The sequence below is a fragment of the Pseudoalteromonas sp. SCSIO 43201 genome (genome assembly GCF_023716725.1).
Classification (GTDB): domain Bacteria; phylum Pseudomonadota; class Gammaproteobacteria; order Enterobacterales; family Alteromonadaceae; genus Pseudoalteromonas; species Pseudoalteromonas peptidolytica.
Map to the genome: position 1 here is coordinate 657,318 of NZ_CP072684.1, position 15,493 is coordinate 672,810.

Sequence of the window (15,493 nt, forward strand, 5' to 3'; positions counted from 1 at the left end):
TCAAAAACACACTGTCTTATTGGTAAGGTCTTGTTAGCCCACACATTTTATTAATTCGGTTTTGGATTTCCCAATATCAAATTGCTCAACCATATCGCGAAGCTCATTCGCTTTACTCAGTAAAGAAAGTCCTGAGGCGTTGGTCATCTCAACCAATGTATTATTTTGCTGTGTAATGCCATCAATTTGCTTAATTGCAAGGTTGATTTGCTCAATGCCAGAAGATTGTGTATCGCAAGCTTCTGCTATTGTTTGCACTTGTGAGGCTAAACCATAGACATTTTCAACTATGGTTTTCAAGGTTTTTCCTGACTCTGAAGCCAATTTCGAGCCTTGCTTCACCTTGCTGGTGCTATCGCTCAAAAGCTTTGAGATGTCTTTTGAGGCACTTGCGCTGCGTAATGCTAAATTCCTCACTTCAGCAGCTACTACTGCAAACCCTTTGCCTTTTTCTCCAGCTCTTGCAGCTTCAACAGACGCATTAAGCGCCAACAAATTGGTTTGAAAAGCAATTGAATCAATAACCTCTATCACCGTAAGGATTTCGCTCGCACTTTTCGTTATTTCTGCCATTGACCCAATCGTCGCTTCGACCACTTCTCCACCTTGTTTTGCTTGTTGATTAACCGAGATTGCAAGTTGGTTCGCTGATTGTGCATTACTAGCATTAGAGTGTACGGTTTCGGTGATTTCTCCCACAGATACACGTGTTTCTTCAATAGAAGCAGCCTGTGAAGATGAGCGCTCACTTAGCTCTTCAATACCTGTGGTGATCTGCTGAACTGAAACAGTGATCGACTCAGCCATCGCAATCAGTTTTTGGATCATATCTGCTAAATTCGCAACACTGGTATTCACAGACTGTTTCAGCAAGGCAAAATCTCCACTGTAACTTTGCTCGACTTGTCGTGTTAAATTTCCCTGCGACAGGCCGTCCATCACATTCATACACTCAGTTAGTGGTGCTTCAATGGAGTCTAAGGTCTTATTCATCGCCAAAATTATGCTGGCATAAGCGCCCTGATGTGTATCAGCCTTTGCTCGATGATGTAAATCCCCCTCGCTGGCAGCTTCTGCAAGTTTCTCTGCATCTGTCAGCATTTTCTCAATCGCATCAATACTACGCACCAAGCTTTGATAAATACGCTCAAATTCGCCCTTGTAGCCAGCTTTATTTAGCTCTGGAAGTTGGCCATTTGCTATACTTTCTAGGTAGTCACTCGTCAATGCTACGGGCTTTGATACCGCATCTAATGTTTCATTAACACCACGGATAATTTTTCTAAATTCACCTTGATGCTTGGTTTCATCAACACGTGTAGATAAGGCTCCTTTGCCTGCTGCTGCAACCAAGCTATACGTATCTTCAATCAGTAGCGATAGGGATGCCGTTGCATGTTCTAATGCGGTATGGATCTGGGCAAACTCGCCTTTAAATTGCGTATTAACTTGCTCAGGGATCTCTCCTTTAGAAAGTGCGATGAGGTGCTGTTTTGTTTGTTTTATAGGTTGCTCTACTGCATCAAGCAGTTTATTTAAACCATTAGCAATCAGCTTCATTGAACCGACATAGCCTTCCAAATTCACACGTTCAGACAGCTTGCCAGCAGATGCTGATTGAATAAGTTGTTCAACTTGTTTTTCAGCGCGTCTTACTTGACTCAAATCTGCAAATTCAAACACGGTTCCAAGCAACACACCATTTTGATCAGTGACTGGGTTGGCCGTCGCTGCAATAATGACGGTGTCAACACACCATTCCCACTCCAGCTGCTTCAGCAGCGACCCGGCGGCTTGTGCAAGGGCATCCGAGCTATGGAGTAATGCACTGGGAATCGCGCTGTGTACTACTTGCGGTGGTAACTCTAGTTGTGCTTGATAGCGCTGGAACAAAGCCTCACATTGACGGTTTACATAAATAACCTGATTGTGGTCATCACATAGCATCACAGGAGCCGCTACATTGTCGAGCGCATAACGGATCCTTTGATTTTCTCGAGCTTGTAATTCAAGTTTTTTAGTCGCGTCAAGTAGGTTAGTTTGCATTTGCCGCAGGTTGAGTAGTAAGTCACCAATTTCGTCGTCACTGTGAACTTCAACCTCATTGTCGAGTCGCCCCTGTGCAATAGCTTTAGCAACAACAGAAGCATGATGAATTGGTCGCGTAATTAAACGCTGCATATACCATGTCAACAGCGCTAAAGTCAGCAACGCGCTTATAATAGAGCCGATCGTGCTTAACAGGATCACCTGATGCTTCGTCGCTACAGTCACGGCTGTACGTTCTTCAACAAGGGTGTTGATCTGTTTGTTTATTTCATGTAAGTAAGCACTTGCTTTTCTATCAATTCCTTGAACAAGGCGATCTGCTAGTTGAGTATCAAACCCTGATTGTTTAAATACAGCAAAAGACTCACGATACTTTTGTCCTAATATGAGATGCTCTTCTTGGAAGCTTTTAAGCTTATCTTGAAGAGACTGTGGCAATGTGTAGCGCGATAAAATTGTGTCCACCTGTGACTGAACGTTACGCTCTTTCGCTTCAAATCTTGTCCAATATTTATCTAATAAGGCAGGATCACTACCTCGAATTAGCACATTTTTCCATTCTTGTACTTGAGTTTTAAAGTCATCCAGCACTAAATTAATCTGCTCTCTGGCCGTCAACTCATTGTCGATAAGTTCATCATATTGCTCGGAAACCTGTTTCATCGTAAAAACGGTCATCATGGCCCCGACTAACATCACCGCTAACCCGACCGTGACTGCTATGATCAGTTTTGCTTTGACACTTTTCATCGCACGTATCCCTAATTATGAAAAGATTATTACATAAAGATAGAGCAGGATTAGGGATGTCACAAATATTGCAATTTTATTCATAAGGTAAAAGTTGTGACATTCGTCATCATCACAGCGTCATATTTATTTGATAGGATAATTTATTGAGTGATAAAGGAATAACGATACCCAATAACAGCTGTTGGGTAGGAGTAACTAGATGCCTGGCTTTTTTCGCTACCCAACTTCTTGGCTAATAACAACGCTTGTCACTTGGCTAGCGGTTGCTATACCGAGCTTAACATATGTAAAGCAAAGTGTTCAGTGGCTGCCTTGGTTTCAGCATATTGCAATATTGCTATTGGTATTATTATGTATCAACGAATCTGAAAAGCACTATGGATATAAGGCAAGATATGCAATGCTCGTTGTACTTGCAATACTGATCCAGTCTATCAGTATCACTTCGCCTGCTGCCATCCATCTCATTTATAATGTAAAAGTTGTCGGTATACTGGCATTCTATGTGCCCCTTAGCTTTGCACTTGGCTACATTATATTTACATCGTGCTTTTACGTCGTTTCACAGCACTTCTTTTGGCACAATGGATTTGAATACTTAAATGCCGTGTTGTTTGCATGCTTTCAACTTTTTGCTTTTGTTGTGTGCAAGCGAATGCAAAAAGAGCAAGAGGCTAAAGAAGCGCTACAACTGGCGCATAGTCAGCTTTCTGCAACCCAGTCTCTACTCAGCCAAAGTATTGCTAAGCAAGAAAGGTTACAACTTGCGCGTGAGTTACATGACGATGTTGGACACCAAATTACCAGCCTCATTGTCAACTTAGACGTTGCACGTCGAACCGCTGCGCAGCCGCTGAACGAATTGCTTGATAGTTGTTACCAGCAAGCCAGAGAGACACTTACGTGTATTCGTGACCTGGTAAGTGATAAACGTAGCAATGAGCATATAGATTTATACGATGCCCTCATCAAACTAACTGAATCTATACCTAGATTGAACATCGAACTTGATTACGAACATCATCCATTACTTGAAAAGCTGAGTTATGCAAACTGTGTTTTAAAGTGCTGCCAAGAAGCGATTACCAATACATTAAAACATGCGAAAGCTGACAAAATGCAGGTGGCCGTATATAACCACAATGGGTTAACCATAAAGATCAGTGATAATGGTATCACACTTAACAGTATACGTTTTGGTAATGGATTAGTCGGTATGCAAGAGCGGATTGAAGAGCTTGGTGGCAGCCTGTTGGTTGTAACCAAACAAGGTGTCACATTAACTATCCAATTTGGGGCGACTAATGACTAAAATTTCGGTGTACCTGGTCGACGACCAAGCGCTTGTACGACAGGGAATGCGAGCATTGCTGTCACTTAGTGATGACATCGTGTGTGCAGGTCACTGCGGCAGTGGCGACGAATTTTTACAGCTAGTACGACAGCATAAGATCAGTACCGATATTGTTCTTTTGGATATGCGCATGCCTACTTTAGATGGTGTTGATGTACTGAGCGCATTAGATAATTTCAACGTGAATTTTAAAGTGATTATTCTCACCACGTTTAATGACACTACCAAGCTGAAACAAGCTATGGCGCTTGGCGCCAAAGGCTGTTTACTCAAAGATATAGAATTAGAAGAGTTAATCGCCGCTGTCCGACAAGTTCATCAAGGTGAGATTATTGTTCAAGAAGAGTTGGCTGAGACAATGGAAAAGCCAGATCTCACGTTAGACAAACTGACCACCCGCGAGCGAGATATATTACAACTAATTGCCAAAGGCTATTCTAATAAAGAAATAGCCAACACCTTATATAAAGCGGAAGGTACTATCCGAAACTCCGTATCTTGTTTGCTATCAAAGTTGCAAGTTCGAGACCGGACACAAGCAACATTAAAAGCAAAAGAATTGGGGTTTGGAGAGTAGAATTACTACCTAGAACGAGGTAGCTTTGCCTCCATTTGCTTACTCAGACGGCCACCCCCGAGACCTGGCTGTATGTCAGTTCATGTCATTTATGTCTTTCCATGCTTCAAAATAGCGCTGTTCGCTAATACAATGGTTAACATACCTCTTTGTAACTTTTCCCGAGCTTTTTTTGAACAACCCAAACTTACCGCTGGTTTACCACCCCAATTACTCATTTAACTTTGATCCGCAACATCGCTTTGTGATGAGTAAGTTTGCACGTCTATATCAAGAGCTCAAGACACTAGGGCTAATACAAAATAATGTCTATGAGCCAGAGCTTGGCTCGCCATCGCCTCTTGAGTTGGTGCATTGTGAACAGTACCTTTGGGACTTGTGGCATAATCGACTTGACCCAAAGGCAATGCGAAGAATTGGCTTACCGTGGTCAGATGCACTGATGGCACGTACCTTTACTGCGCCACTTGGCACACTGAAAACAGCAGAGTTAGCATTGCAATACGGTACAGCTTGCCATCTTGCAGGAGGCACACATCACGCACATTTCGATTTTGGTTCTGGCTTTTGTATGGTAAATGACCTTGCTTTTGCCGCAACAGAACTTATCAACACACAAAAGATCACCAATGCGCTCATTTTTGATTTAGATGTTCACCAAGGCGATGGCACAGCAGCTATGCTGAAGCACAACCCGTACGTATTCACCTGCTCAATTCACTGTGAAAAGAATTTTCCATTTCGTAAACACCAAAGTGACTTAGATATAGGGTTGGATATTGGTTTAACAGATAGCCGCTACCTCGATATCGTAGCGAACACGCTAGAGTCTTTGCTGCTGGACCTTAACCCTGATATTGTTTTTTATGATGCTGGGGTCGATGTTTGGCAAGGAGATAGCCTTGGAAAACTCGATATATCTTGGCTTGGCATTGCAAAGCGAGATGCGCTGGTTTTAGGGTTGTGCCATAAACATGGTATTCCCGTAGCCACCGTGATTGGCGGTGGCTACGACAAAAATCATCAGCGTCTTGCAAAGCGTCACGCAATAGTAGTTCAACAAGCTGCAAAAATTTAAAAAATAATTGATCTTTTTTCTGTCACCCTTCGTTTACTATCATGAAGGGTTTGAACAGCCCTCGGGCTATTAGGATAACCCCCCTTCACGATGGCACTGAATACGCGCACCAACGGTGCGCGTTTCTCTTTTTTCGTGTTACTCCCTGTCACTCAAATAAACGAAGTTTCTTCCTGAACAAATATATCGCACAGCTTGATGACAATAGTGTTAGCGTTACGACTGCAATAACAGAACTAAAAGTGTCATCAAGGTAAACCCCTTCACCAATATTTCCAAACCTATACACAGTAGCGGCAGCTAATAAACAAGATAGAAAGTGTATACCTATTATTGTGTAAAACATTTGATGAGCGATACGTACTTTGTCATTTATTAAATTCAGCGCAGCAAATACAATAGGCCAGATAATGGTCATAACGAACATCGGTATTTCCATTCTAAATACTTGTAAAATCGAAGCTTGTGGTTGCATACATTGAAGCCTCGTACAAATGATCAGGTTCGAGTCATCAATCAGAAAATAATAAAAAGACCGGCCAAGCATTATCAATCCAACTAAGACAACCAAGGCTTTGGCATTTTCAGGCTTTGAGATGGTTTTAACAATATTCATAACTATTCAGCACCCCCAACTTGACTCGTTTAAGCTGCACCTCATTTCATCATCTATTAAACGGAGGCAAGGTTTTTAAACTTCAATAAAAAATACAGCACATAACTCATACGTTGGCTGCAAATAACAAGGTAATGACTATGGGCCAACAAATTTATTATTATGCTCAGCCAATGCCCTTCGAACTTTTTTAATTATCAGCGGGTCGGTTTGTTTATTAAAAGCCATACAGCCGCGTTGTTGATTCGCTTTTGTTACTTCTACTAACAGTTCAACATCTTCGTATTCCATGTCAGCGGCAGCAAGCGCCTCCCCCATCAAGTACTCCGTTGACATAACAAGATCGATACGTCCTCTAAAGAATGGCTTGTAAAAACTAGTAGGCTCCGCAGAAACTATCAAATGTTTACCAGCTACAAAGCCATTTTTAAGCAAAAATTCATGATAAATACTGCCTTTGACCACTGCCGAAGTGTAGTTTTTCGCGTCTTCAAGTTGAGTAACCTTAATATCTTTTCTAGATTTCAGTTTAAAAAAATACATCGGCACGGGACGGATCAAGGGACACGCCCATTCGTAGTCTTCCTCACGCTGCGTCGTGCGGTAGATGGTATAAATCAAGGTGTTCGGCCTACTCTTTGCCGTCTCCATTGCGCGGATCCACGGAAAGCTTTTTATTTCATAGTTAACCCCTGCCATCGACAGCACTTCACGTACTTTGTCGGTCGCTCTACCAACAATGACTCCCTCATCATTGGTATAGTTGTAGGGACGCCACTCCTCAGTCACCACAAGCAAAGTGTTGGCATAACTTACACCACTTAATAGTAATATCAGCAATAAAGGCCACATTACAAAAAAAGGACAACGCCAAGCGGCTTTCTCAGTTAAGCTTTTGCAATTCCTATTTAACTCATGCAACATATTGCAAAATATAATTTTTAGATTATTAATATGAAAAGCATAGTACTATTTATTTTTCTTGCCGCTTTTAGTTTGACTTCTTCAGCTTCGGAGCAGTCCTCACAGAACAAGCCATCAGAAAACCAACAACAACAGGCTTTAAGCCAATTACAAGAACCCATGTACCGTCCATTAATCGAGCGTTACATCCTTGATGAGCTAAAAGCGGTAAGAGAAGATCAAATGCGTCTTAGAGCTGACATTGAAAAAAAAATCAGCCATTCACAATTAGATACCGCTGATCGTGCTATCACTTATACCACCGACACCATTAATAACGTGCTCTTTCTTATAACCGCAGCTGCTTCAATTTTAGTGGTCGTTGGATGGTCATCATTTAGAGACATAAAAAGTAAAGTTGAAGATATTGTTAGTCAGCGTGTAGGTACTATTACCGATGAATACGAAAAGCGCCTACAAGTATTAGAAGAAAAGCTACGTGAGCGCTCTGAGGAGATCCTCAATAATCAAAAGAAAATTTCAATCACCAACGAAGTACACTCACTTTGGATGCGAGCAAACCTAGAAAGTGATATGAATTCTAAGATTGAAATTTACGATGAGATCCTCAACCGTAAGCCCGAAGATGTTGAGGCTATTGCTTACAAAGCCGATGCGCTATTGGAGCTTGGGCAAACTAACACCGCTATCGACCTATGTAATCAGGCATTAGAAATCGACAGCGATTACGGCTATGCCTACTGGCAACGGGCTTGTGCATACGCCATGCTCTATCAACATGCAGATGCAATGGCTGATATTCGTATGGCGCTTGAGTATGCACCGAACTTAAAGAATGAGTTACAACATGAACCAGCTTTTGCTAGCCTTGCAGACAACCAAAGCTTTAACGAGCTGGTGAATAGTTAAGGTGTTTTAGCAGCTCGGTTTGTAATTGAGTCACTGTCTCGAGCTGCTTTTTTGACTTGATCAAAGGATTACCTATTTGATGGACCGAAGCACTTTGCAGATTAAAGTGCTTTTTTAGTTCATCCATCAAGCTACTTTCATAGAAAAGTGCAGCTAATGAGCCATCTTTAAGCGCTTGGGTTAAGCCGTATTCCAAGCAACGGTGAAGGTTGTTATCTTCCTTATTGACGTAGAAGTACACTGTAGACGGGTAGAGCAATAGATTCTTTCCATTGTAGCTAAGTCGTTGATCTCCAAAAGACCTTATTTCGGGTATTACTTCAATTATTCCCCTCGGAAAGACCCTGCCGGTACTATTTGTAAGCACTCGATAGCAGGTGAGGCCGTCCATACACGTTTCGACTGTAAAACCTGACTTTTCGAAAATCTCAACATCAGGCCAGTCTTTACCTAATAAGACCTTGAACTTTTGCAACTCCGATAAGGACAAATGTGTATTTAGCTTGGCCTTATCAGCGACATTTTTGACCAATACCCTAATACCAAAACTGCCAAATGCAATTGGGATAGCTACAGGCTGTGCTTGCCCATCCCTTGCAGCTGTAGAGACAGTCCAAAATACATCAATGTTGTGCTTAATTAACTCTTTAAACTGTCGAGACTGGTTGATTGGTAAGTCGATGCGCTCCAACCAGTATTCGCCATATCTATGCTGTGATTTATCTAGGGCCAAGCGTAAAACCGACAGAAAGTATTGATTCTGGGGCGTTCCATTCTCTTTCGCTACATCTACGACTTTGATGACTTTTGGGACGGCAATAACGCTACAAGATACCAGTGTCAGATATACCAAAAAGATAAACCTAGTCTGCATTGCTATTACCAGTATTGCTCGACAGTGATCTGACCGGGCTTTGCCCGCCTATGACGTTCAAAACCCATCTTCTGTAACTGAGCACTGAGTTGTTTTACCATATCGGGATTACCGCACAGCATAAAATGGCTTTTGTCTGGGAAGTGTAAATAACCAAAATGCGCTAATAATTGCTTGTTTTCCACAAGCTCCGTAACTCGTCCCTGATAACCCACTTCAGGTTGCTCTCGCGTTACTAAAGGGATATAAGTAAACTCACCTCTTTGCGCTTGCAGTTGCTCTAGCTTTGCTCGGTAGCACAAGTCAGCATTGAGTCTAACGCCATGAATGAGGTGCACTTGTTTTACCCGTTGCCATATTTCACCGTCATCCAACATAGACAAAAATGGTCCAATGGCTGTACCTGTGCAGATCATCCATAGTGTATCGCATGGCGGTAATTCATCTAGGGTAAAAAATCCATTGGCCTTATGAGAGACCTCAATGAAGTCCCCAGCTTTGAGCTGATGTAACGCAGGGGACAGGTTGCCTTCAGGTACACTTACAACCAGAACTTCATGAGTTGATTCTGATGGAGAGTTCACAAAAGAGTAGGCTCTGGACGTTCGAACGCCGTGTTCAACTAAACTTAGCTTAGTGTACTGACCGGCCTTAAAAGGCGCGATATCTGCTCTAAATCGAATACTAAAAAGCGTTTGTGTCCAATGAACAATGTCGATCACCTCTCCTTTTACCCACTGTGACATGATTTCTCCAAAAGTAGCTATTCACCAATAAAAAGCAATAACATAACCATGGCAAAAAACAGGCGTTTGTCAAAGGTTTAAACACCACGGCTTGCCCAGTTCAATTGGTAATGGCTCCTTAACCACAATCTGTGCATCGACTTTAGGTATTGAGAGAGAAAACTTATCAATATGGGCATTGACCATCGCTGCGTAATCCTCTTTTGCAGCACCCAACGCATAAGCTTTCATAATATCTGGCGTATTCAAATTTGGTTTATTGCTACCTTGCTTTAACAGGCGCTCTAACTCAGTAAGCCAAGATAGGTAGTGCTGCTTGGCGCTCATCAACTCATCATCTAGCTCAACTTCTGCCAAAACTTTGTGATAGCTAGCAAAGTCTTCATTTAAGAGATGTATTCCGAGGCTGTTTACACTTACTTGCCTCATTGCTTTATAATTTTCATCATCTCGATATTGTTTTGCTGCTTCTTGAAAATAGCGTAGCGCCTCTTCAGACTCACCTAGTGCAAACGTAATATTCCCAAGTGCAGTTGCAAGTCCTGCCCGCATGTAATCTGGAAGGAATCTTTTTTCTATGTTTTTAAGCAAGCTATAACCAAGAGAAGGCTGATTGATTCGCGTATAGGCAATGGCAATATTCACTTTAAGTGCCGCTTTATACTGCGAGCTAGTCGCCTCATTCATTGCGCACCGATAGTGCCAAATGGCCTGTTGATTTTGTTCGCGATAGCGATAAGCGACGCCAATATTGGCGAGTAGTTTGACTTTATTTTCCTCGATGAGTGCATCAAAATCTTTATTTTTTAACGCTTCCAGTGCCGTTAACAACACTGAATTATTAAATGTAATTGCCCCCGCACGAATGGCAAGGCTATGAAGCCGATAGTAGTCACGTAGAGTGAGATCGTCTCGCGAGAGTGCAATTTGGTATGCTTGTATTGCTTCACCTGGTTTATTTTTAACTAGCGAGTTAAGGCTAACCCAATCCAGCCCAACCCCACTATTTGTCATCAAAGTAAAAAGAACTATAGCGAGCATCGTCACTACTCCTAACTCAAACCAGTTTATATCAATTATCTTTATTAAGTGGTCTATTATAAGGCGCGAAAATCTTGTCGATACCTCCGCTACCGCGTCCTACTATCGCTAAGTTACCTACATATATGTAGGCAAGGCAAAAGTTTTGCTATTTAGTTGTTCTAAATAAGAAATTTTTAACGCTGTTAGCGTCAGGTTTACTCCTTCAAATTGAGCAAGTATTAAGTCAAATTGGTATTAATTTGTATGAAACAAAGTGGCTTACTTAAAACTCTACCACCTTTATCTTGTGCGGGCTAATTTTCAATACATCAAAGAATGATGATCAAAAAAAAAGCCGCTAGGAGCGGCTTTTTTGGGTGTGATTCGCTTTGTTTTAGGCGTGTCTCCAAAACTCTGCGATTACGTTACCAAGGAACTTTTTAAATTGTATTAAATTGACTCTAGCGCAATTTTTACCATTTCATTGAACGTACTTTGACGTTCTTCAGGTGGTGTTGCTTCACCAGTAATAACATGATCACTTACAGTGAATAATGCCATTGCTTTTGCACCATACTCAGCCGCAACACCATATAGGCCCGCCGTTTCCATATCAACGGCCATTACACCTAGCTTGTCTAATTCTTTATAAAATTCGCTATCCGCTTGATAGAAAGTATCTGTCGTGAATACATTACCAATTTTTGCATCAATACCTAAACGACGCGCGGCATTTACACCATTTTCCAAAAGACCAAAATCAGAGATAGCAGCAAAATCATAGCCACGTACGCGAGCACGGTTCACGTTTGAATCTGTACTTGCGCCTTGGGCAAAAATAACATCGCGGATCTTAATGTCTTGGCTAATTCCACCACATGTACCGATACGGATAAGGTTCTTAACGCCGAAGCTAACTATAAGCTCACGTGCGTAAATTGACATAGACGGAATGCCCATGCCTGAGCCCATGATGCTGACTGGCTTACCATTATAAGTACCTGTAAAACCAAACATGTTGCGAACGTCAGTTACCTGACGAGCATCTTCCAAGAAGTTTTCTGCAATGTATTTTGCTCTTAATGGATCACCCGGCATTAATACCGTTTCTGCAAAATCACCTGGCTTTGCGCTAATGTGTGGAGTGCTCATATTGTTTCCTTTAGTTAGGCTTTTATTTCGGCCTTAAAGCCTTCACCGTACTGTGTTGCGTCTAAATCAAACCACTGGGCAAGCGTTTGACCTATGTCAGCAAAACTTTGTCTCTCTCCTAACGGAGTATTGTTCATACCCGGTGTATATGCCAATACAGGCACGTATTCACGCGTATGATCTGTGCCTTCAGCAGTTGGGTCACAACCGTGATCGGCAGTAATTAAAAGCAAATCATCTACTTTTAATTTGGCAATAATCTCTGGTAAAAAAGCATCAAACTGAGCTAATGCTTCAGCGTAACCTACTGCATTCCTGCGATGACCAAACTTTTCGTCGAAGTCGACCAAGTTGGTGAAAATAAGGCTGTGCTCCGGTGCAGAGTCCATCACTTCGCTTGTTTTTGCTAGTAGATTCAACAAACCAGGGGCTTTATGCTTTTGCGTTATCCCTTGATGTGCGTAGATATCTGCAATTTTACCAATGCTAATTACTTCGCCGCCGTCGTTGGCTAGCTTATCCAACACTGTTGGCGAAGGTGGTAACACGGAGTAATCTCTACGGTTACCGGTACGAATAAAGTCGGCACTTGAAGTGCCTATAAATGGCCGCGCAATCACTCGTCCTATATTCATTTCATCAAGCAGTGCCCGTGCGATTTCACATACTTGATAAAGCTTGTCAAGGCCAAAAGATTGCTCATGAGCGGCTATTTGAAAGACGCTATCAACTGAGGTGTAGCAAATTGGCTTACCAGTTTGCATATGTTCTTCACCCAGCTGCTCTAAAATAGTGGTGCCCGACGCGTAGCAGTTCCCTAAAATACCTGGGATTTCCGCACGCTTGCACAACTCATCTATAAACTCTTGCGGGAAACATGGGTTAGTATTTGGAAAGTAACCCCAATCAAACAATACAGGTACCCCTGCCATTTCCCAGTGGCCAGACGGTGTGTCTTTACCACTTGATAATTCTTTTGCATATCCCCAAGCTGCACTTGGCTCGATATTTTGTGCAACGATGCAGGTTTCTTTACCCGCAGCTTCACATGCTGCGATTAGACCTAGTTTAGAAAGATTAGGTAAATCGAGTGCTTCACCTTTTTCTTCACTATATGCCTGCAATAAATGTGCGAGAGTATTAGCACCTAGGTCACCAAACTGTTCTGCGTCTGGTGCTGCGCCAATGCCTAGGCTATCCGCCATTAATATGATTGCTCTTGCCATAGATACCTCTCTATACTGCTTAGGCTGTTATTTATTCTTAAATACATGGTTACCGTAAGCGTTGGTTACTTTATGTTTGGTTAAAAAAATCGTACAGGACATAAGTCCGCTGTCATAAAATAGTCACAAAATTCACGAAAAGTTGCGATCTTGCAAATTTCAATCAATTGCCTTCAGCGGACATAAGTCCTGTTTTGAGTCCGCCAAACCCGTTAAATTTGCTCATTAAGCGAGGCAAAAGAGATTAATCGTGTCTTTTTTGCTATTGTGATCTTCCAACATAAACAACTGCTGGGTGTGAACTTTAGTGACACGAACTATTATAGCCATAGCTGGCGCATCTGCGTCTGGTAAGTCTCTTTTTAGTCAAACGATTTACAACGAATTAGTGAATGAGCTTGCCTCAGGCGCTATCGCGGTAATCGAAGAGGACGCCTATTATAAAGATCAATCGCATTTACCTATAGAGCATCGTACTCAAACGAATTATGACCATCCTGATGCGTTTGAACACGAGCTGTTACGCGAGCATTTAACAAAGCTTCGCCAAGGTGAATCTGTAGAGGTTCCTACCTACGATTACGGACAGCATACACGTAGCGATAAAACCCGAATAGTTAATCCTGCAAAGATACTAATCGTTGAGGGTATTTTATTGTTAAGTGATCCTGCATTAAGTGAAGAGTTTGATATAAAGGTGTTCATTGATACACCTTTGGATATTTGTTTGCTGCGTCGCATGCAAAGGGATATAGAGCACAGAGGAAGAAGTTTGTCATCTGTGGTAGAACAATATCAGGCAACGGTAAGACCGATGTTTTATCAGTTTATCGAGCCATCCAAGCATAATGCCGACTTGGTTGTGACCCGTGGTGGTATGAATCGCGTTGCGATTGATATTATAAAAAGTAAAATAAAATATTTGCTACAAGAATAACGGGAAATTGGCATGACAACAATTATGAGCCTAGTGGGTATGATGATGCTCCTGGGTGTAGCATTTGCGTGTTCGACTAACCGCAGTGCTATTAATAAGCGCACCGTAGGCGTCGCATTTTTACTGCAAGTCTTAATAGGCGGCTTTGTACTCTTTATTGAAGCAGGCAAAAACGTTTTAGCTTCAATGTCTAGCGCGGTTGCAAAGGTAATCAGCTATGCTAATGATGGCATTGGCTTTTTATTTGGCCCTTTGGCTCAACAAGACTCGCTAGGATTTATTTTTGCAATTCAAGTATTGCCGGTAATCGTGTTCTTCTCAGCACTTGTGGCTGTGTTGTATCACCTTGGCATAATGAATTGGATTATTAAGATTTTAGGTGGCGGCTTACAAAAGCTGTTGCAAACGTCACGACCTGAGTCGCTTTCCGCTACAGCAAACATCTTTGTTGGTCAAACGGAAGCGCCTCTAATCGTAAAACCGTTTATCCCAAAAATGACGCAGTCAGAATTGTTTGCAGTCATGGTGGGCGGTTTAGCAACAGTCGCCGGCTCGGTAATGGCTGGTTATGTTGCGATTGGTGTTGAACTTAAATACCTAATAGCAGCAAGCTTTATGGCGGCACCGGGTGGTTTCTTAATGGCAAAAATGATTGTGCCAGAAACCGAAAAGCCACATGAAAATTTATCAGATGTTGATAGTGGCGAAGATAAACCTGTTAATGTAATTGATGCAGCAGCATCTGGTGCATCAAGTGGTATGCACTTAGCACTAAACGTAGGTGCAATGCTACTTGCATTTGTAGCGCTAATTGCCTTACTCAATGGTTTATTAGGTAGTATTGGGGGAATCTTTGATTACCCAACACTGACACTACAAGAAATTTTAGGCTACGTCTTTGCCCCTGTCGCTTGGCTACTTGGGGTACCTTGGTCGGAAGCTGTAACGGCAGGTAGTTTCATCGGCCAAAAATTGGTAGTAAACGAGTTTGTTGCCTACCTAGATTATATGAATTATCGCGATACGTTGAGCACACACACTCAAGCGATTGTCACATTTGCTTTATGTGGATTTGCTAACTTATCGTCGATTGCCATCTTACTAGGCGGACTCGGGGGTATGGCTCCCAGTCGTAGAAAGGATATCGCTCGCCTAGGGCTCAGAGCAGTGTTAGCAGGGTCTATGGCTAACCTCATGAGTGCAGCAATTGCAGGTTTCTTCCTCTCGCTAGCTTAGAAACTTATTGAGATAAGCCGCAGTTGCAAAACAATTGGT

The 15,493-nt window shown here is 42.2% G+C and carries 14 protein-coding genes; 6 read left to right on the forward strand and 8 right to left on the reverse strand.

Annotated features, from left to right (window positions below; genetic code table 11):
* Positions 1-33: 33 nt before the first annotated feature.
* Positions 34-2,799, reverse strand: coding sequence for a methyl-accepting chemotaxis protein (locus tag J8Z24_RS19485; RefSeq protein ID WP_252095680.1), 2,766 nt, complete (start codon positions 2,797-2,799; stop codon positions 34-36).
* Between the two features lie 202 nt (positions 2,800-3,001).
* Here J8Z24_RS19485 and J8Z24_RS19490 point away from each other — a divergent pair, with 202 nt between their 5' ends.
* From J8Z24_RS19490 to J8Z24_RS19500, 3 genes are all read left to right on the forward strand, one after another.
* The gene (locus tag J8Z24_RS19490; protein WP_252095681.1) at positions 3,002-4,114 is read left to right on the forward strand and encodes a sensor histidine kinase; all 1,113 of its coding nucleotides are present in this window, start codon (positions 3,002-3,004) and stop codon (positions 4,112-4,114) included.
* Positions 4,107-4,733 (forward strand): response regulator, encoded by a 627-nt coding sequence (locus J8Z24_RS19495; protein WP_252095682.1) that lies wholly within the window; start codon positions 4,107-4,109, stop codon positions 4,731-4,733. Before J8Z24_RS19490 ends, J8Z24_RS19495 begins: the two co-directional genes overlap by 8 nt.
* 172 nt (positions 4,734-4,905) lie before the next feature.
* The gene (locus J8Z24_RS19500) at positions 4,906-5,811 is read left to right on the forward strand and encodes a histone deacetylase family protein (protein ID WP_147391050.1); all 906 of its coding nucleotides are present in this window, start codon (positions 4,906-4,908) and stop codon (positions 5,809-5,811) included.
* 148 nt (positions 5,812-5,959) lie between these two features.
* On the opposite strand, the gene J8Z24_RS19505 is transcribed toward J8Z24_RS19500, so the two are convergent.
* Both J8Z24_RS19505 and J8Z24_RS19510 read right to left on the reverse strand, forming a co-directional pair.
* Positions 5,960-6,427: a hypothetical protein gene (locus J8Z24_RS19505; protein WP_147391049.1), complete on the reverse strand. Its 468-nt coding sequence runs from the start codon at positions 6,425-6,427 to the stop codon at positions 5,960-5,962.
* Positions 6,428-6,565: 138 nt separating this feature from the next.
* Entirely contained in the window at positions 6,566-7,267 is a 702-nt protein-coding gene (locus J8Z24_RS19510) for a substrate-binding periplasmic protein (RefSeq protein WP_252095683.1), read from the reverse strand.
* A gap of 114 nt (positions 7,268-7,381) precedes the next feature.
* Between J8Z24_RS19510 and J8Z24_RS19515 the strand changes: the two genes are divergently transcribed.
* Positions 7,382-8,260, forward strand: a complete 879-nt coding sequence (locus tag J8Z24_RS19515) for a TPR end-of-group domain-containing protein (RefSeq protein ID WP_147391047.1) — start codon at positions 7,382-7,384, stop codon at positions 8,258-8,260.
* On the opposite strand, the gene J8Z24_RS19520 is transcribed toward J8Z24_RS19515, so the two are convergent.
* The 5 genes from J8Z24_RS19520 to J8Z24_RS19540 all read right to left on the reverse strand — a co-directional run bounded on the left by J8Z24_RS19520 (position 8,238) and on the right by J8Z24_RS19540 (position 13,281).
* Entirely contained in the window at positions 8,238-9,134 is an 897-nt protein-coding gene (locus J8Z24_RS19520; RefSeq protein WP_252095684.1) for a hypothetical protein, read from the reverse strand. The genes J8Z24_RS19515 and J8Z24_RS19520 overlap by 23 nt on opposite strands.
* Positions 9,135-9,139: 5 nt before the next feature.
* Positions 9,140-9,880 (reverse strand): ferredoxin--NADP reductase, encoded by a 741-nt coding sequence (locus J8Z24_RS19525; RefSeq protein WP_176032802.1) that lies wholly within the window; start codon positions 9,878-9,880, stop codon positions 9,140-9,142.
* A gap of 69 nt (positions 9,881-9,949) precedes the next feature.
* Positions 9,950-10,921, reverse strand: a complete 972-nt coding sequence (locus J8Z24_RS19530) for a tetratricopeptide repeat protein (protein WP_211091668.1) — start codon at positions 10,919-10,921, stop codon at positions 9,950-9,952.
* A gap of 432 nt (positions 10,922-11,353) precedes the next feature.
* Positions 11,354-12,055, reverse strand: a complete 702-nt coding sequence (gene deoD, locus J8Z24_RS19535; RefSeq protein ID WP_125251827.1) for a purine-nucleoside phosphorylase — start codon at positions 12,053-12,055, stop codon at positions 11,354-11,356.
* A gap of 14 nt (positions 12,056-12,069) precedes the next feature.
* The gene (locus tag J8Z24_RS19540) at positions 12,070-13,281 is read right to left on the reverse strand and encodes a phosphopentomutase (RefSeq protein ID WP_176032800.1); all 1,212 of its coding nucleotides are present in this window, start codon (positions 13,279-13,281) and stop codon (positions 12,070-12,072) included.
* Positions 13,282-13,588: 307 nt separating this feature from the next.
* Here J8Z24_RS19540 and udk point away from each other — a divergent pair, with 307 nt between their 5' ends.
* Together udk and J8Z24_RS19550 are read left to right on the forward strand one after the other, a co-directional pair.
* The gene (gene udk / locus J8Z24_RS19545) at positions 13,589-14,218 is read left to right on the forward strand and encodes a uridine kinase (protein ID WP_125251829.1); all 630 of its coding nucleotides are present in this window, start codon (positions 13,589-13,591) and stop codon (positions 14,216-14,218) included.
* 12 nt (positions 14,219-14,230) lie between these two features.
* Positions 14,231-15,454 (forward strand): NupC/NupG family nucleoside CNT transporter, encoded by a 1,224-nt coding sequence (locus J8Z24_RS19550; RefSeq protein WP_125251830.1) that lies wholly within the window; start codon positions 14,231-14,233, stop codon positions 15,452-15,454.
* Positions 15,455-15,493 lie beyond the last annotated feature (39 nt).